Raw genomic sequence first — 17,978 nt, 5'->3', positions numbered from 1 at the left:
AACCACCAACAACCGCGAACGGTCACAGACGGCTTCCAGAAGATCAAGGACTGCTCCACCTTCACCACCGCGTCGCCGGGCCGGCTCGTGCTCGCGTTGGCCGGCCGTACCGGGGCGCGGATGGCCAATGCCCTGGGGCTGTCAGTGAGGCGGATCGTGAACGGTGCCGTCCCATCGAGGTACTGCCCCGAACCGGCCACGTGGCCACGGCTCGATGCGGGCGCCTGAACGGAGTCTGCGGCAGCTGTGAGACGTGCCGTTGTGCGGGCGGGAGGATGGAGCACGGTTGCCGTCCCCTCCAACACAAAGCTTTTGCGCGTGCCGCCGTCCGGCTGCTCGGATGGCACGGTGAGCAATCACTATGAGGCCGTGGCTGTCCGACCGCTGACCCGGGCTTGGGTGGGTCGGCACCTGGAGGCAGGCGAACAAATCGTCCGAACCGAGGCGCTGCACGGCGGCATCACCTCCGACATGCGGCGGCTGACCGTCGGCACGCGGGACGGTGGCACCCGTGACCTGGTGCTGCGGAGCTTCGTCGACCCGTTCTACGTGGAGCACGCCGGGGACTGGCTGAACAGGGAGGCCGGCGCCCTGACCCTGCTCACGGGGACCGGCGTGCCTGCTCCTGGGCTGGTCGCGGTTGATCCGACCGCCGCGCATTGCGAGTATCCATCGCTCCTGATGACACATCTGGAGGGCCGGACGGTCCTCGACGACGAGGGATTGGAGGCACGCGTCCCTCTGCTGGCCCGGCAACTCGTGGCGATCCACGCGCTTCGGCCCCGACCCGCCGAGCGCCCCCGGGAGTATGTGACGTTGACGACCGCCGACACCGTCGTGACTCCGAAGGGTGCCGACGCGGCGGCATGGGCCGCTGCGATCGACGTGATCCGCAAGCCCGCGCCGCCCTGTGAAGGGCGGTTCCTGCACCGGGACTTCCACCCCGGCAACGTGCTGTTCTATGTGCCGCACCCAAGCCCGGCAGGTGCCCGGATCACCGGCGTCGTCGACTGGGCGGCGACCTCCTGGGGCCCGGCGGATCTCGATGTGGCGCACTGCTCCACCAATCTCGCGCTGCTGCACGGCCCCGCGTGGGGCTTGCGGTTCGCCGAGGCGTACGAGGACGCCGGCGGGGTGCCGGCCGCGGTCGCGAGCGAGCGGCTGTACTGGCGGGTGCGGGACGCGCTGGCGTTCTCGGAAGAAGTGCAGTCGGTGTCGCAGCCATGGCGGGAGACAGGGAGGACAGAGCTGACGACGCGAGCCGTGGAGGAGCGGCTGGACGCCTACGTCACCGCGCTGATGGACGCACTGGCCTGAGTCAAGGCGGTCCGGGGCGTGGACACGACTGCGAACCCCGGAACCACTTTCCACGCCCGGCAGCGGAGCCGACCGCACCCCACACCGGGCACCCCGATTACGAACCGGCTCCCGGCCGACCGCCGCCCGGCAACAGTTCCCGTGCGCCGATATCGTCCGCTGGTCAAGGCCTTTGACGCCGCGCTGACCGGCACTCTCCCAGGCGCGCTGTGGCGAAGGTCATGGCTCTCCGTGAAGGCGGATGCGTAGGCTGACGGCCGTAGTCGGGGCGCAGGTCCGGGGGGAGCGGCAGATCTTCTCGGGATCCGAGCCGGCGATGAGTCGGGGAAGTCGGCAATCGGTCAGCACGAGTTCTGTGAACCTTGCGAACGCCGCCCGGACACGCGCCTCGCCGTAAGGTAAGGAAACAGCCCTTGACCTGCAAAAACGCAGGCAGGGAGCCTAGGTCCGGGAGTGCCTCCATGCTGCGTACCATGTTCAAGTCCAAGATCCACCGTGCCACGGTCACCCAGGCCGACCTGCACTACGTCGGATCCGTGACCATCGACGCCGATCTCCTCGACGCCGCCGATCTGCTGCCGGGCGAGCTGGTGCACATCGTCGACATCGACAACGGTGCACGCCTGGAGACGTACGTCATTGAGGGGGAGCGCGGGTCCGGTGTCATCGGTATCAACGGCGCGGCGGCGCACCTCGTGCACCCCGGAGACCTGGTGATCATCATCAGTTACGCTCAGGTCTCCGACGCCGAGGCCCGGTCGCTGAGGCCGCGGGTCGTGCACGTGGACGCCGGGAACCGGATCGTGGCCCTCGGCGCGGATCCGTCCGAGCCGGTGCCGGGCTCGGACCAGGAGCGCAGCCCGCGGGCTGTCTCGGCCTGACCGCCATCCGCATCCGCGAGGAGAGACCATGAGCGAGACCGCGATCCGCGACGACCGGGCGGCCGGCCGTCTTGAGGCGTACGCCGGTGACGAAGTCGTCGGCCACATCGAGTACTTCGTCCTCGAAAGCCCGGGCCGCGCGCTCGTCCCGGTCCACACGATCGTGGAGCCCGCCCATGAGGGCAAGGGCATCGCGGGCTCCCTCGCCCGTGAGCTGTACGCCGTCTCGGCCCGCGAGGGAGTCCCGGTCGCCCCGCTCTGCCCGTACGTCGTCAAGTGGGCCGAACGCCACCCCGACGAGGCCCCGGCTGCCGACCCCGAGCTGCTGAGCGCGGCGAAGGCGTGGCTGGCCGCCCACCCGGGCCGGTTCTGATGGGACCGCTCGCCCTGCTGCACACCTCGCCCGTCCACATCCCCGTCTTCGACACGCTCCGCGAAGAGGACCATCCGTCCCTGGAACTACGGCACTTCGTGTCCGAGGAACTCCTGGAACGGGCCCGGGAGGAAGGACCGGAGGCGGTGACCGGCCAGGTGCGCGCAATGCTGGACCGGGCCGTCGCCGACGGAGCGGTGGCGGTGCTCTGCACCTGCTCCACCATCGGTGCGGTCGCCGAGGCCGCCCGCCCCGGTGTGCCCGTGCTCCGGGTGGACCGTCCGATGGCGGCCGCCGCCGTGGCGGCCGGCCCGCGCGTCGTCGTGCTCGCCACGGTGGAGAGCACCCTCGGCCCGACGGTGGCCCTCGTCGAGGAGGAGGCCGCCCGCGCGGGATCCCCGGTCGACGTCCGCACCCTGCTGGCGGCCGACGCCTGGGACCACTTCGCGGCGGGCGATTTCGACGCCTACGCCCGTGCCGTCGCGTCCGCCGCCGACAGCGTCACGGACGCCGACGCGATCGTCCTCGCCCAGGCTTCGATGACTCCGGCCCAGCAGCTGACCACGACCGCCGTGCCGGTGCTGTCCAGCCCGCGTCCGGGCCTCGCGGCGGGGGCGGCCGCGGCAGGCGGGGCGTAGGCCCACCTGGTCCCCGTTCGTCCCGCGACGGGGTGAGTGGGCGCGCGGCGCACGGGTACGCGTGGGAGAAGTCCAGGGCCGAGACACCGACTGGCTGGAGGACGCCATGACGCACCCGTACCCCGACCCCGTGAAGCCGGACCCCACACCCGGTCCGGGCCCCGACCACCCCCAACCCTTCCCGGAACCGGACCCGGTCCCGTCCCCCAAACCCCACCCGGTCCCGGAACCGTCCCCGTCCCCGCTCCCTCAGCCCCCGGATCCGGCCCCGGCCCCGCCCCCGGAGCCCCAGCCGGGCCCTCTGGGCTGAGAACGCACAAAAGCCGGCGGGCCGGCGTGGACATGGTCCACGCCGGCCCGCCGGCTTTTGTGGGTGCGGGGAACTGCGCGACAAGCCCCCACGACCCGCACTCCGAGAACCGACCCCCTGCGCGGAGCGCCTAGCCCGCAACCTCGGACCGGTCCCCGCCCCACAGCGTGTGGAACGACCCCTCCCGGTCGGTCCGCCGGTAGGTGTGCGCACCGAAGAAGTCCCGCTGCCCCTGAGTGAGCGCCGCAGGCAACCGCTCCGCACGCAATGCGTCGTAGTACGCCAGCGCCGCGGCGAACCCGGGCGTGGGCACCCCCTGCTGCACGGCGGAGACGAGCACGGCCCGCCAGTCGTCCTGCGCCGCCGCGATCTCCTGCGCGAACGTCTCGTCGGCCAGCAGGCTCGGGAGGTCGGCCCGCGTGTCGTACGCGGCCCGGATCCGGTCGAGGAAGGCCGCCCGGATGATGCACCCGCCGCGCCAGATCGCGGAGACCGCACCCAGGTCGACATTCCAGTCGTACTCGGCGCTGCCGGCCGCGATCTCGTGGAAGCCCTGCGTGTAGGACACGATCTTCGACGCGTACAGCGCCTGCTCCACCCGGTCGGCGAAGGCCGCGGCCTCGGCCTCGCTCAGCGCCGTGGCCTTGGGCCCGGCCAGCCCCCGCGAGGCCTCACGCAGCTCGGTGTGACCCGACAGGGACCGCGCGAACACGGCCTCGGCGATGCCCGACACGGGAACGCCCAGGTCGAGCGCGATCTGCACGGTCCACCGCCCCGTGCCCTTCTGCTCCGCCTGGTCCTGCACCACGTCCACGAAGGCCTTGCCCGTCGCCGCGTCCACGTGCGACAGGACCTCGGCGGTGATCTCGATCAGGTAGGAGTCGAGCCGCCCGGTGTTCCAGGTGCGGAAGATGTCGGCGATCTGCGCGGGGGAGTAGCCCGCCACGTCACGCAGCAGCTGGTACGCCTCGCCGATCAGCTGCATGTCGGCGTACTCGATGCCGTTGTGCACCATCTTCACGAAGTGTCCGGCGCCGTCGGGACCGACATGCGTGACACACGGCGCGCCGTCGGCGGCCTTCGCGGAGATCTTCTCCAGCATCGGACCGAGCGACTCGTACGACTCGACCGGACCGCCGGGCATGATGCTCGGGCCGTGCAGCGCGCCCTCCTCGCCACCGGAGATACCCGCGCCGACGAAGTGGATGCCCTGCTCGCGCAGTTCACGCTCCCGGCGCCGGGTGTCCGCGAAGTGGGCGTTGCCACCATCGATGATCATGTCGCCGGGCTCCAGGAGCGGGGCGAACTCCTGGATCACCGCGTCGGTCGGCTCGCCGGCCTTCACCATGATCACAAGGCGGCGCGGGCGTTCCAGCGCGGCGACGAACTCCTTGGCGGTCTCCGTCGCGACAAAGGTGCCCTCGCTGCCGAACTCCTCCACCAACGCGTGCGTACGCGCCGCCGTCCGGTTGTGCAGGGCGACCGCGTATCCGTTGCGCGCGAAGTTACGGGCGAGATTGCGCCCCATGACCGCGAGTCCCGTGACGCCGATCTGGGCTGAAGTGCTCATACGGTTGGCTCCTAGAGGTGCTGAAATCGGTAGTGCCGGTCTTGCCTGCCAGTTTGCCCCACCGACCATCCTGACTTGCAGGTTCGCCGACCGCACATCCTGACTTTCCGACGGTGTGTACGCAGCGGAGCCGCCCCCGCCTCAGTGCCCGGACGAACTTCGCCGTCACATCTGCCCCGGGCAGACACGTCGACAGCCGTGAACGAAGGTCGATTCCTGGTCACTTGGCGGGATAGGGCGGCCGATTGCCCCCTTGTCATGGCCTGTTAGGAGCGCTTACTTTTGCCGCTCCTGACGCTTGTCGAGGGGGCACCTTCATGGCCGTACGCGGCCGGCACCGCCGGTATCAGCCGAACAGGATCAACCGCGCCTCACTCACCGTCACGGTGGGCGGCGCCGGGATGGCGATACCGCTCATCGGTACCGGCGTCGCGAACGCGGCAGACGTGGACACCTGGAACAAGGTGGCCGCCTGCGAGTCCACCAACAACTGGAAGATCAACACCGGCAACGGCTACTACGGCGGGCTGCAGTTCACCCAGTCCACGTGGGAGGCGTACGGCGGCAGGGCCTACGCGGCACGGGCCGACCTCGCCTCCAAGGACCAGCAGATCGCCGTGGCCGAGAAGGTCCTCAAGGGCCAGGGCCCCGGCGCCTGGCCGACCTGCTCGGTGCGGGCGGGGCTCACCCGCGGCGGCGACACCCCCGACATCAACCCCTCGGGGACGTCCGCCCAGAAGTCCAAGCGCACCGTCCGCGACGTACAGCCGCAGACCACGCCCCAGTCACAGGCCGGCACCGCCGAGATGTACACCGTCGTCCGCGGCGACACGCTCTCGGGCATTGCGGGCGCCCGCGAGGTTCCGGGCGGCTGGCGGCAGTTGTACGACGCCAACCGCAGGACGGTCGGCGCCGACCCGGACATGATCGTTCCCGGTCAGCGGCTGAGCCTGAAGCCGAAGGCGTCGCCGGGCGCGGGAGCCGCCTCCGACACGTCGGAGAAGACGGCGAGGAAGCCGAAGGAAAAGGCCAAGGCAAAGGTCGAGGAGAAGTCGGAGAAGAAGACCCAGTCGACCACGCGCGGCCTCACCGCCCCGGTGAGCGCCGGTACGGGAACGCCGTACCACGCCGCCGGTTCCTCCTGGTCGAAGGGCTACCACACGGGCGTCGACTTCCCGGTGCCCACCGGTACGTCCGTCAAGTCGGTCGGCGCGGGCAGCATCGTGACCGCGGGCTGGGGCGGTTCCTTCGGCTACCAGGTGGTGATCCGGCACGGCGACGGCCGCTACACCCAGTACGCCCATCTGTCGGCGATCTCGGTGAAGGCCGGGCAGAGCGTGGTGAGCGGCCAGCGCATCGGCCGCTCCGGTTCCACGGGCAACAGCTCGGGCCCGCATCTGCACTTCGAGGTGCGGACGGGGCCCGGTTTCGGCAGCGACGTCGATCCGGTCGCCTATCTTCGCGCCGGTGGCGTCACGATTTGACGCTGGAGCGGATCACCACCGGGGCGGGGAGCAACGGCAGGAAGGGAAGGCCGTAGTAGCCGCCGTTCGGCCAGGACGGTTCGCCGATGCCCTCGATGTCGTCCGGCGTGTCGCCGGGCGGCGGGGGTCCGTTGGACCCGGGCGGCGGCAACAGGGCGTCCTGCCGTGACGCGGCGGAGGCGAACAGTCCGGCGGCGTGCGCGAGAGCGTCCTCCCGCGCACGCTCCTGGTCCCGTGCTTCCGCGTCCCGTACTCCCGTGGAGACCACCAGCCGCTCCGCCGGGACGAGTTGCTCAGGCAGGGCACGGCGGGGCGGAACGGCGGGCTCCTCGGCGCGGCTCGGCTCGACGGCCGGGCCCGGCTCGGTCCTGACGGCCGCGTCCGCCATCGCTCCGGCCGTTGCCGGCACAGGAGCGGATGCAGGCACGGACACCGGCGCCGTACGCTCCGAACCGCTGATGCGCTCCGTGGTGAGCAGGATCAGGCCGCCCGCGGCGACGACCCCGCAGCCCAGCGCGAGGGCGGTGCCCGTCTCGCCGTAGCGGAACGTCTCGCCGAACATCGTGATGCCGACAGCGGCGGCCACTATGGGGTTGATGACCGTCAGCGTGGCCAGTGGCGCGGCGAGTCCGGCGCCGCGGTAGGAGGCCTGCGACAGGAGCATTCCGGCGGTCGCCAGGACGCCGATCACGGCGAGGCTCGGCACATCGGCGAGCGAGACGCCGCCCGTCCAGTCCACCGCGACCGTCTTCGTGAACACCGACGACATACCGAAGGCGACACCCGCCGCGGTCGCGAGCAGCACGCTGCGCACGGCCGGGTGCCGGTGCACCGCACGGGCGGCCATCATCAGGGCCACCACGGCGCCGCCGGTGACCAGGGCCACCACCACGCGCTGGGTGCTGTTCAGGGACTGCGAGTCTGCCGTGCCGACCAGGGCGAGCAGACCGGCCAGACCGACCGTCGCCATGATCGCGCCGCGCCAGGCGGTCGCCCCGGCCTTGCGGCGAACGAAGAGGGCGGCCATGGGAAGTGCGAAGACGATGGTCAGCGCGCCCAGCGGCTGGACCAGGCTGAGCGGGCCGTAGGCGAGCGCCACGACGTGCAGCAGCCCGCCGAGGGCGTTGAGGCCGACCGCGATCCACCAGGCGAGCTGGTGCATGGGCGCGTAGGTGGTGCCGGGCGTGTTCGCCGCGACCCGTTCCTGCACGATCGCCCCGCCGGCGTACGCGACGGCGGAGACGAGAGAGAGCAGCACAGACAGCACGAGTGCGTTCATGTGTCGCTCCTCCTCTGCATGTGACGGACGTTCTCCCGAAGGCGGGGAGTCCGGTGCGGCGATCGGTCGGCTTCCATGGTTAATACGATCCCTTTTGAAAGCGCCCGTGTCGTCGTACCTGAGCAGTCATTGGGTCCTACTGCCGATGGAGTACGTCTTGGGCCTAGTCCTCCCCAGGTCGGGTGACACCGGCTACAACCCCCCTAGTGGCTCCGTTATGCCCCCTTGGTGTACTTGGTCTCCGTGAACCTCGATCCCGATCTCAATCGACTGGCCTCTCTCGAAGGTTTCTTCGCCCTGCGCACGGGACGGCCGTCGTTGCCGACGCTCGCGGAGGTCTACGAGACACGGAGCGTCACCGTCGAGTCCGATCCGCTCACTTTCCGTGTCCGTAAGGTCGTGCGACTGCTGGACGCGCCCGAGACGCGTATCGGGGTCTCGGTGGCGCAGCAGGGACTCGCCGCCCGGCTGTGGTCGGTGGCCCTGGGCGCGGCCGCGCTCTATGGACGGATTCCCGACCTCGACCCCCGGCTGCTGCACTGGGACGCGGACGGCAGCGCGCCCGACGACCTCTGGCTGGCCGAGACGCGCGCCCTGCCCGGCGACGCGGCCACCGTCCGGCGGGTCGTACAGGACGGCCATCTCGAACCGCTCGCGAGGGCGCTGCGGGCCCGGCAGCCCGTGTCCGCGGGACTGCTGCGGGGCAACGCGGCCTCCGCGCTCGCGGGAGCCGCACGCGAACTCGACCGCTGGGCGCGCACCAACGGCCGACCGGAGGTGGGCGACCGGGCCCGCTCACTCGCCGCCGAACTCTTCGACCACCCGGACCTGCGGGACACCGGCACGCTGAACGGCACGGCGTTCCGCCGGCGCAGCTGCTGCCTCTACTACCGGGTACCCGGTGGCGGAGTGTGCGGGGACTGCTGTTTCGTACGTCCTCCGCGCCGCCTGTGAGCACCGTGGTGCCGAGCTGTGAGGTGTGCCTTCCCTCGCGGTCTTCCCCAAGAGCCACTTCTGGGTGACCATGTGGGAACCAGCCGCTGAGACAGGGGGTTCCGGGTGCGTGTGGGACTGCTTTCCCGGGAGTACCCGCCGGACGTGTACGGCGGTGCGGGGGTCCATGTCGAGTTCCTCGCCCGGGAGTTGAGGCCCCTCACCGACCTGGACGTGCACTGCTGGGGCGAGGGCGCCGCGGGCGGGGTCGTACGACACCGGCCCTGGCCCACGCTCGACGGCGCGAACGACGCGCTGCGCACCTTCTCCGTGGACCTCTCCATCGCCGCCGCCCTCGAAGGCCGCGAACTCGTCCACTCGCACACCTGGTACGCCAACCTCGCCGGCCACATGGCGAAGCTGCTCTACGGCATCCCGCACATCATGACCGCCCACTCCCTGGAGCCGCTGCGCCCCTGGAAGGCCGAGCAGCTCGGCGGCGGCTACGCCCTCTCCAGCTGGGCCGAGCGCAGCGCCATAGAAGCCGCGGACGCCGTGATCGCCGTCTCCACGGCCATGCGCGAGGACATCCTCGGCTGCTACCCGTCCCTGGACCCGGCGAAGGTGCGCGTCGTGCACAACGGCATCGACACCTCCCTCTACACGCCGGACCATGGCACGGACGTGATCGACCGCATCGGCCTCGACCTCGCCCGCCCGTACGTTCTGTTCGTCGGCCGCATCACCCGCCAGAAGGGCGTGCCCCAGCTGCTGCGCGCGGTACGGGACATCGACCCGGCCGCACAGGTCGTGCTGTGCGCGGGAGCCCCGGACACACCGGAGATCGATCAGGAGTTCCGCGAGCTGTTCCAGGAGCTCAGCGGCGTCCGCGAGGGTGTGCACTGGATCCCGCAGATGCTGCCGCGTCCGGACGTGATCCAACTCCTCACCCATGCGGCCGTGTTCGTCTGCCCCTCGGTGTACGAGCCCCTGGGCATCGTCAACCTGGAGGCGATGGCCTGCGGCACGGCCGTCGTGGCCTCGCGGGTGGGCGGGATTCCCGAGGTCGTCGCGGACGGCGAGACCGGGCTGCTGGTGTCCGTCGAGGAGTCCGCCGAGGAGAACGTCGCGCAGCTGGCACGTGCCCTCGACTCTCTGCTCGCCGATCCGCAGGCCGCCCGGCGCATGGGCGAGGCGGGGCGGGAGCGGGCGGTGCGGGAGTTCGGATGGGACGCGGTGGCCCGGCGGACCGTCCAGCTGTACGAGGAAATCCTCAAACAGGAGTAGTCAGCGGGTGCGGATCGCCCGTCCACGGGGGTAGTCCTCCGGCAGGTGTAGTTCAAGAACGTGGCCCGAACCGGGCGGTAGAGGGGCGGCGGCATGCGACGCGGTGGACCTTCGGTGCTGGGAATCGTACTGGCGGGTGGTGAGGGCAAGCGGTTGATGCCCCTGACCGCCGACCGTGCGAAACCCGCGGTTACTTTTGGCGGAACGTATCGCCTGGTGGATTTCGTACTCTCCAATCTCGTCAACGCCGACATCCTGCGCATCTGTGTCCTGACGCAGTACAAGTCGCACTCGCTCGACCGGCACATCACCACGACCTGGCGGATGTCCAGCCTTCTGGGCAACTACGTGACGCCGGTCCCGGCCCAGCAGCGGCTCGGCCCGCGCTGGTACCTGGGCAGTGCCGACGCGCTCCTGCAGTCGCTGAACCTCGTGCACGACGAACAGCCCGACTACATCGCGGTGTTCGGCGCCGACCACGTCTACCGCATGGACCCGCGGCAGATGCTGACCCAGCACATCGAGAGCGGTGCGGGAGTGACCGTCGCGGGCATCCGCGTGCCCCGGGCCGAATCGTCGGCCTTCGGAGTCATCTCTCCCGGGACGGACGGCCAGAGCGTCCGGGGCTTCCTGGAGAAGCCGGCCGACCCGCCGGGTCTCCCGGACGACCCGGAGTGCGTCTTCGCCTCCATGGGCAACTACATCTTCACCACCAAGACGCTGGTGGAGGCGCTGCACCGGGACGCCGAGGACGAGAACTCCGTGCACGACATGGGCGGTTCGATCCTGCCGACGCTCACCGACCGGGGCGAGGCCCAGCTGTACGACTTCAGCCAGAACCACGTGCCCGGCGAGACGGTCCGCGACCAGGGCTACTGGCGTGACGTCGGGACCCTCGACGCGTACTACGACGCCCACATGGACCTGATCGCCGAGCGGCCCGCCTTCAACCTCTACAACCGCAGCTGGCCCATCTACACCCATTCGGGCCAGCTGTCGCCGGCCCGCTTCAACGCCGGCGGTATCGCGAGCGAGTCCATCATCAGCGCGGGCTGCCTGATCCGCGGCCAGGTCACCCGTTCGGTCCTCTCGCCGGGCGTCGTCGTCGACCCGGGCGCGGTCGTCCAGGGCTCGGTGCTGCACGACAACGTGCACATCGGGCGGGGCGCTGTCGTGCGCGGCGCGGTCCTCGACAAGAACGTACAGGTGCCCCCGGGAGCGACGATCGGCGTCAACCCGGAGCGGGACCAGGAGCTCTACACGGTCTCCAAGGGCGGTGTGATCGGGCTGGGGAAGGGCCAGCACGTGTCGTAGCGGCCGGGCACGTTGGGCTGCCGGGGTGGCAATGGCGCGGCCCACCCCGGCAGGTCCGAGGTGACGGGCGGGCCGAGCGGTCTCATAAGTACGACCGCACGGTGATCAAGCCCGACACGGAGGACCTGCGTATGAGATGGACCGGACGCCCGCGCCCGCGTACGGCAGCGGTGATCGCTGCCGCCCTGCTCGGGCTGGGCGGCGGGCTCACCGCTCCCGCCGTACGGGCCGCCGAGCCGGGGGAGGACCGGCTCACCGAGCTGGTCAACCCGTTCATCGGCACCCAGAACGAGGGCAACACCTTCCCGGGCGCCGCCGTGCCCTTCGGCATGGTGCAGCTGTCCCCGGACACCGGGCACAACACCGGCTACGACTACTCGCAGCGTCACATTCGCGGCTTCTCCCTCGTGCACCTGTCCGGTGTCGGCTGCCGCCTCGGCGGGGATCTGCCGGTCCTGCCGACGACGGGTGACGTCGCACAGACCGACTACGCGAAGTACGCCGCAGAGTTCGGCCACGACTCCGAGAAGGCGAGCCCCGGCCACTACGAGGTAGGCCTGAAGAGCGGCATCGACGCAGAACTGACCGCCACCGCGCGCACCGGTGTGCAGCGCTACACCTTTCCGGCCACGGACAAGGCGAACGTCCTCCTGAACGCCGGCCAGTCGCTGCACAAGACGGTCTCCACGACGATCGAGATCCTGGACGACCGCACCGTACGCAGCACGATCACCGGCAGCGGCTTCTGCCGGGCCACAGGGCCCTACACCGTCCACACCCTCACCCGCTTCGACCGGCCGTTCACCACCTCCGGCACCTGGCAGGGCGACACGGTCACCGAGGGCTCGACCCGCTCGACCGGCACGGGCCGCACCGGCGCGTACCTCCGCTTCGACACGACCAAGGACCGCACGGTCGAGGCGACCACCGCGCTGTCGTACGTGGACGCACGCGGAGCGGCCGTGAACCTCCGCTCCGAAGGAGGCCGCTCCTTCGACAGCGTCCGGGACTCGGCGCGGCGGGCCTGGGAGGACCGGCTCGACGACGTACGGGTGCGAGGCGGCGAGGACACGCTCCGGCGGACCTTCTACTCCTCTCTCTACCGCTCCTTCCTCGCCCCGAACATCGGCAGCGACGCGGACGGCCGCTACACCGGCTGGGACAGGAAGATCCACCGTGAGAAGGGGTTCACCTACTACCAGAACTGGTCGCTCTGGGACACGTACCGCACCCAGGCACAGCTCCTGGCCCTGCTCGCGCCGCGTGAGTCGCGTGACATGGCGCTGTCCGTCCTGAAGATCGACGAGGAGGGCGGCTGGCTGCCCAAGTGGGGCTACGGGACGGTCGAGACGAACATCATGACCGGTGACCCGGTCACCCCGTTCCTCACCAACGCCTACCAGCAGGGTCTGCTGGAGGGGCACGAGGAGCGGACCTACCGGGCGCTCAGGAAGAACGCCGACGGGGTGCCGCCCGCCGACTCGCCCGCGCTCGGCCGGGAGGGCAACAAGGAGTACATCGCCGACGGATTCGTGCCCCGCCTCAAGGGCCGCCCGCACGCCAAGCCCGGTGACTCGGACTACGACCACGGGGCGTCCGCGACGCTGGAGTACGCCCTGTCCGACGCGATGCTCGCCCAGATGGCACGGGATCTCGGGCACGAGGCGGACGCCGAGCGGTACGCCGCCCGCGCACAGAACTACCGGCGGATCTTCGACCCCTCGACCGGCTTCTTCCGGGCGCGGGACGCCTCGGGCGCCTTCACGGGGGCGACCGATCCGGCCCGGACCGAGGGATTCCACGAGGGCACGTCCTGGCAGTACCAGTGGCTGGTTCCGCAGGACCTGTCCGGGATGATCGACCTGATCGGCGGCAGACAGGCCGCGAACGACCGGCTCGACGCGTTCTTCGCGTACGACCGGCTGATGAAGGACCCCGCGAGGACGGCACGCGAGGTGTGGGTCAACGGGCCGTACGCCTACTACAACGCCGACAAGTACAACCCCCAGAACGAGCCCGACCTGATCGCCCCCTACACCTATCTGTCGACCGGCACGCCCTGGAAGACCACCGACGTGGTGCACGCCGCACTGACGCTCTTCACGGACGCGCCGACCGGCATGACCGGCAACGACGACCTGGGGACCATGTCCGCCTGGCACGTCCTGTCGTCGATCGGCATCTTCCCGGTACAGCCCGGATTCGACACCTGGGGCCTGTCCACACCGGTCTTCGAACGGGTCGACCTGGCCCTCGACCGCCGCTACCACCCGCTCGGCGCGCTGACCGTGACGGCAGGGCCGGACGTCTCCGACGGGCGCCGGTACATCCGGTCGGTACATGGTGACGGGGCCGCACACGACCGTACGTACCTGACGACCGGTGAGCTGCGCGGCATCCGTGAGCTCGCCTTCACCGTGGGCGGGAAGCCGTCCGACTGGGGTACGGCCCCGGACGCCGCGCCGCCCGTCCTGAAGTGACTTCGCCCACTGACCTGACCTCATAGGCCACACGAGTCCCGCCACCGCCATTGGTGGCGGGACTTAATCTGCTGTTAACTGAGCGTAGCTTGATCGTACTTGACCGTAATCGCCTGCGCGGGATTGACTGCTGGCTCACCCGTCGTCGACGCGAGAGCCAAGCCATTGACCTCTGACCTTCTCGCACCTCTCGACCTGGCGTTCTGGAACATCGAGTCCGCGGAGCACCCGATGCACCTCGGGGCCCTCGGGATCTTCGCGGCCAACTCACCCGCCGCGGCCCCGCACGCGGCCGACCTCCTCGCGGCCCGCGCCGCCGGCGTCCCCGGGCTGCGGATGCGGATCCGCGACATCTGGCAGCCGCTCGACCTGCGGCAGCCGCTGGCCTTCGCCTTCGGCGGAGCGACCCGCGAACCCGCGCCCGACTTCGAGCCCTTCGACCACATCCGGCTGCACGCACCCGTCGCGGACTTCCACGCCGCCGCGGGCGCGATCATGCAACGCCCCCTGGAGCGCGGAAAGCCCCCGTGGGAGGCCCACGTCGTGCCCGGTGTGGACGGCACCTCGTTCGCCGTGCTCTTCAAGTTCCACCACGCGCTGGCCGACGGACTGCGGGCACTGACCCTTGCCGCGGCACTCATGGACCCCATGGACATGCCGACGCCCCGCCCCCGCCCCAAGGAGGCCTCGCGCGGCTTACTCCCCGACGTGCGCAAGCTGCCCGGACTCGTCCGCGGCACGCTCTCCGACGTGGGCCGGGCCCTCGACATCGGCGCCTCCGTGGCCCGCGCCACCTGGGGCGTACGGTCCTCCTCCGCCCTCGTCTCCGAGCCGACCGGCACCCGCCGTGTCGCGGGCGTGAACGTGGACCTCGACGAGATCCACACGATCCGCAAGAGCGCGGGCGGCACCGTCAACGACGTGCTGATCGCCGTCGTCGCCGGAGCCCTGCGCCGCTGGCTCGACGAGCGCGGCGACGGCAGCGAGGGCGTTGCGCCCCGGGCCCTGATCCCCGTCTCGCGGCGCCGCCCCCGCACCGCCCACCCGCAGGGCAACCGGCTCTCCGGCTACTTGATACGGCTTCCCGTCGACGACCCGGACCCGCTCGGACGGCTCGACACGGTCCGTACGGCCATGAACCGCAACAAGGACGCGGGCCCCAACCGGGGCGCGGGCGCCGTCGCACTGCTCGCCGACCACGTACCGGCGCTCGGCCACCGGCTCGGCGGGCCCGTCGTCGGCCAGGCCGCCCGGCTGCTCTTCGACATCCTGGTCACCAGCGTCCCGCTGCCCAGCCTCGGCATGAAGCTCGGCGGCTGCCCGCTCACCGAGGTCTATCCCCTCGCGCCGCTGGCCCGCGGACAGTCCCTCGCGGTCGCGGTCTCCACCTTCCGCGGGAGGGTCCACTACGGTCTCGTCGCCGACGCGGAGGCCGTGCCGGACCTCGACCGGTTCGCCAAGGCGCTGACCGCCGAGGTGGAGGAACTGCTCGCCGCCTGCATGCCCTGAGACGCCGCTTCCGGGGCCCGTGGACCGCCCGCCACGGGCCCCGGAAGAGACCGGTGATCATCTCGGGTTTGGTGCCTTTGCCCTGGACTCCGTAAAATTCCGCCTTCGAAAGCGAGCGCGGTTCGAGCGCGGCGCGGAACCCCAGAAACGGCAACGGCGATGACGGTGACAGAGGACAGCCCGGCGGCCCCCGCCGTGGACACGGCTATGGCTCCGGAGGGCTCGTACGGTCCCGGTATCGACCCGGAGCGGCTGGCCGTCTGCCTCAGCGTGCTCGACGAACTCGAGAAGATCGAGGTCGACCACCCCGACGCCGTCGCCGTGCGCCGCGCCACCGCGGGCGTCTACCGCACGGTCAAGCAGCGCCGCCGCCAGGAGCGCCGGGCCGCCAAGACCGCCCACGACAAGGCGGTCACCGAGTCCACGGCCACCGGCTCCGCCCAGCGCATCGACGACGAGACCGAGGGCATCCTGCCGTCGTCGGTGACGGACGAGGGCCAGATCGCGGGGATACTCCAGCGCCCCCGCTCCTGCTACATCTGCAAGGCGCGGTACGTCGAGGTCGACTACTTCTACCACCAGCTCTGCCAGAACTGCGCCGCCGAGAACCGCACCCGCCGCGACGCCCGCGCCGACCTCACCGGCAAGCGCGCTCTGCTCACCGGCGGCCGCGCCAAGATCGGCATGTACATCGCCCTCCGGCTGCTCCGGGACGGCGCGCACACCACGATCACCACGCGCTTCCCGAACGACGCCATCCGCCGCTTCAAGGCCATGCCCGACAGCGACGAGTGGATCGGCCGCCTGAAGATCGTCGGCATCGACCTGCGCGACCCCGCCCAGGTCGTCGCGCTCGCCGACTCGGTCACCGCCGAGGGCCCGCTCGACATCCTGATCAACAACGCCGCCCAGACCGTACGCCGCTCCCCGGGGGCCTACAGCGAACTGCTCGCCGCCGAGTCGGGGCCGCTGCCCGCCGGTGAACTGCCGCCCGCCGAGGTGATCGGCACCTTCGGCTCCGGAGCGGTGTCCGCGCTTCCGGTCGCCGGGGGTGGCGCGCTGACCGCCGAGGACGTCACCGGCCTCGCGCTCATCTCCGGCTCGGCCTCCCTGGAGCGGATCGCGGCCGGTACGGCCATCGACGCGGGCGGCCTCGTGCCCGACCTGCACGACACCAACAGCTGGATCCAGGCCGTCGAGGAGGTCACGCCGGTCGAGCTGCTGGAGGTCCAGCTCTGCAACTCCACCGCGCCGTTCATCCTCATCAGCCGGCTGCGTGCGGCCATGGCGGCCGCAGGGGCCGACCGGACGTACATCGTGAACGTCTCCGCCATGGAGGGCGTCTTCAACCGCGGCTACAAGGGTGCGGGGCACCCGCACACCAACATGGCCAAGGCCGCGCTCAACATGCTCACGCGCACCAGTGCCCAGGAGATGTTCGAGAAGGACCGCATCCTGATGACCGCCGTCGACACCGGGTGGATCACCGATGAGCGGCCGCATCCGGACAAGATGCGGCTCGCGGACGCGGGCTTTCACGCGCCGCTCGATCTGATCGACGGGGCGGCTCGGGTGTACGACCCGATCGTGCGGGGGGAACAGGGCGAGGACCTGTTCGGGGTCTTCTTGAAGGATTACGCCCCGGGCAAGTGGTAGTCGCCGGGGGCCGCTGCGCGGGGCCCAGGTGGTGCGCTCTGAGGGTGTGAGGGGGCTGCGGGTCGGCTGTGGCTTGTCGCGCAGTTCCCCGCGCCCCCTAAGGGGCGTTCCGGTCGCCCGGGGTCTGTGAGCGTAGGCGGTCGTGCACGGCGTACGGCGTCGCCGTGTGTGCTGCGCGCACTCTCGTTCCGCCGTCCACCAGCAGGTCCGTCCCTGTGATCCACTCCGCCGCGTCCGAGGCCAGCCAGACCACGGCGCGGGCGATGTCCTCCGGTTCGCCGATGCGGCCCAGTGGGAGGCCGGCCGCGAGTTCGTCCTCGGCCTGTTCCCATACGAAGCGGGCCATCTCGGTGCGGACGAGGCCGGGGGAGACCGAGTTGACCCGGACCCCGGGGGCCAGTTCGCCCGCGAGTTGCTGAGTGAGGTGGAGCAGAGCCGCCTTGCTCGTGCCGTACGCGCCCACGTTCGGACCGACATGCGTCGCGCCCTCGGTGCAGATGTTGACCACCGAGCCACCGTGGTCGGCCATCCAGGCCCGCCACGCGTACTGGACCAGCCGCAGCGGTGCCTCGACGTTGACCGTGAACGCCTCGCGCCAGAGGTCCGGGTCGGCGTCCATGAGCGGGCCGTAGGGCTGGTTGGTCGCCGCGTTGTTCACCACGATGTCGATGCGGCCGAACGCGTCCATCGCCAGCTCGGTCAGCTCGCGCAGGTGCGCCGGATCGGCGACGGTGCCCGCGATCCCCACGGCACCCAGCTCCGCGGCGGCCCGGCGCACGCCCTCGGCGTCCCGACCCGTGACACACACCCGTGCCCCCGCGGCCACGAGCCCCTCGGCGACGGCCAGCCCGATCCCACGCGAGGCCCCGGTGACGACGGCGACCCTGCCCTGAAGTCCGTACGACGGCGTCATCCGCGTACGGTCTCATGACGGACCGTCAGTCAAC

Annotated in this window: 14 protein-coding genes; 11 read left to right on the top strand and 3 right to left on the bottom strand. The window is 70.9% G+C overall.

The window, feature by feature from the left end; translation table 11 throughout:
- The first annotated feature begins 348 nt into the window (after positions 1 to 348).
- The 4 genes from OG718_RS11675 (at position 349) to OG718_RS11660 (ending at position 3,209) form a co-directional block, all read left to right on the top strand.
- Positions 349 to 1,317 carry a phosphotransferase family protein gene (locus tag OG718_RS11675; protein ID WP_143634593.1) on the top strand — a complete coding sequence of 323 codons (969 nt, stop codon included), beginning with the start codon at positions 349 to 351 and terminating at the stop codon, positions 1,315 to 1,317.
- Between the two features lie 461 nt (positions 1,318 to 1,778).
- Positions 1,779 to 2,198, top strand: coding sequence for an aspartate 1-decarboxylase (gene panD, locus OG718_RS11670; RefSeq protein WP_143634595.1), 420 nt, complete (start codon positions 1,779 to 1,781; stop codon positions 2,196 to 2,198).
- Between the two features lie 28 nt (positions 2,199 to 2,226).
- Positions 2,227 to 2,571 (top strand): GNAT family N-acetyltransferase, encoded by a 345-nt coding sequence (locus OG718_RS11665; RefSeq protein WP_143634596.1) that lies wholly within the window; start codon positions 2,227 to 2,229, stop codon positions 2,569 to 2,571.
- Complete coding sequence (locus OG718_RS11660; protein ID WP_143634598.1) at positions 2,571 to 3,209, top strand: aspartate/glutamate racemase family protein; 639 nt, start codon at positions 2,571 to 2,573, stop codon at positions 3,207 to 3,209. The genes OG718_RS11665 and OG718_RS11660 overlap by 1 nt, the downstream gene beginning before the upstream one ends.
- A 440-nt stretch (positions 3,210 to 3,649) precedes the next feature.
- On the opposite strand, the gene gndA is transcribed toward OG718_RS11660, so the two are convergent.
- Entirely contained in the window at positions 3,650 to 5,089 is a 1,440-nt protein-coding gene (gndA, locus tag OG718_RS11655; RefSeq protein WP_143634603.1) for an NADP-dependent phosphogluconate dehydrogenase, read from the bottom strand.
- Between the two features lie 317 nt (positions 5,090 to 5,406).
- Here gndA and OG718_RS11650 point away from each other — a divergent pair, with 317 nt between their 5' ends.
- Positions 5,407 to 6,573: a transglycosylase family protein gene (locus OG718_RS11650; protein ID WP_143634605.1), complete on the top strand. Its 1,167-nt coding sequence runs from the start codon at positions 5,407 to 5,409 to the stop codon at positions 6,571 to 6,573.
- On the opposite strand, the gene OG718_RS11645 is transcribed toward OG718_RS11650, so the two are convergent.
- Positions 6,563 to 7,852: a DMT family transporter gene (locus OG718_RS11645; protein ID WP_328844083.1), complete on the bottom strand. Its 1,290-nt coding sequence runs from the start codon at positions 7,850 to 7,852 to the stop codon at positions 6,563 to 6,565. The two genes, OG718_RS11650 and OG718_RS11645, sit on opposite strands and share 11 nt — an antisense overlap.
- Before the next feature lie 243 nt (positions 7,853 to 8,095).
- Between OG718_RS11645 and OG718_RS11640 the strand changes: the two genes are divergently transcribed.
- From OG718_RS11640 to OG718_RS11615, 6 genes are all read left to right on the top strand, one after another.
- Entirely contained in the window at positions 8,096 to 8,806 is a 711-nt protein-coding gene (locus tag OG718_RS11640; RefSeq protein WP_328844082.1) for a (2Fe-2S)-binding protein, read from the top strand.
- 105 nt (positions 8,807 to 8,911) lie between these two features.
- On the top strand, positions 8,912 to 10,072 hold the full coding sequence (gene glgA, locus OG718_RS11635) for a glycogen synthase (RefSeq protein WP_143634608.1): 1,161 nt from the start codon (positions 8,912 to 8,914) through the stop codon (positions 10,070 to 10,072).
- A 93-nt stretch (positions 10,073 to 10,165) separates the two neighbouring features.
- Entirely contained in the window at positions 10,166 to 11,386 is a 1,221-nt protein-coding gene (glgC, locus tag OG718_RS11630) for a glucose-1-phosphate adenylyltransferase (RefSeq protein WP_143634610.1), read from the top strand.
- A 131-nt stretch (positions 11,387 to 11,517) separates the two neighbouring features.
- Positions 11,518 to 13,866 (top strand): GH92 family glycosyl hydrolase, encoded by a 2,349-nt coding sequence (locus OG718_RS11625; RefSeq protein WP_328844081.1) that lies wholly within the window; start codon positions 11,518 to 11,520, stop codon positions 13,864 to 13,866.
- Positions 13,867 to 14,031: 165 nt separating this feature from the next.
- On the top strand, positions 14,032 to 15,375 hold the full coding sequence (locus OG718_RS11620; protein WP_143634614.1) for a wax ester/triacylglycerol synthase family O-acyltransferase: 1,344 nt from the start codon (positions 14,032 to 14,034) through the stop codon (positions 15,373 to 15,375).
- Positions 15,376 to 15,534: 159 nt separating this feature from the next.
- A complete protein-coding gene (locus OG718_RS11615) occupies positions 15,535 to 17,031 on the top strand; it encodes an SDR family NAD(P)-dependent oxidoreductase (protein ID WP_328844080.1) in 1,497 nt (498 codons plus the stop codon).
- A gap of 97 nt (positions 17,032 to 17,128) precedes the next feature.
- Here OG718_RS11615 and OG718_RS11610 read toward each other — a convergent pair whose 3' ends face one another.
- Positions 17,129 to 17,944: an SDR family oxidoreductase gene (locus OG718_RS11610; protein ID WP_143634618.1), complete on the bottom strand. Its 816-nt coding sequence runs from the start codon at positions 17,942 to 17,944 to the stop codon at positions 17,129 to 17,131.
- Positions 17,945 to 17,978: the final 34 nt, after the last annotated feature.

Source organism: Streptomyces sp. NBC_00258, assembly GCF_036182465.1.
GTDB lineage: Bacteria > Actinomycetota > Actinomycetes > Streptomycetales > Streptomycetaceae > Streptomyces.
Note: the sequence above shows the minus strand (reverse complement) of the source record. Positions and strands in the feature narration are given on the sequence as shown.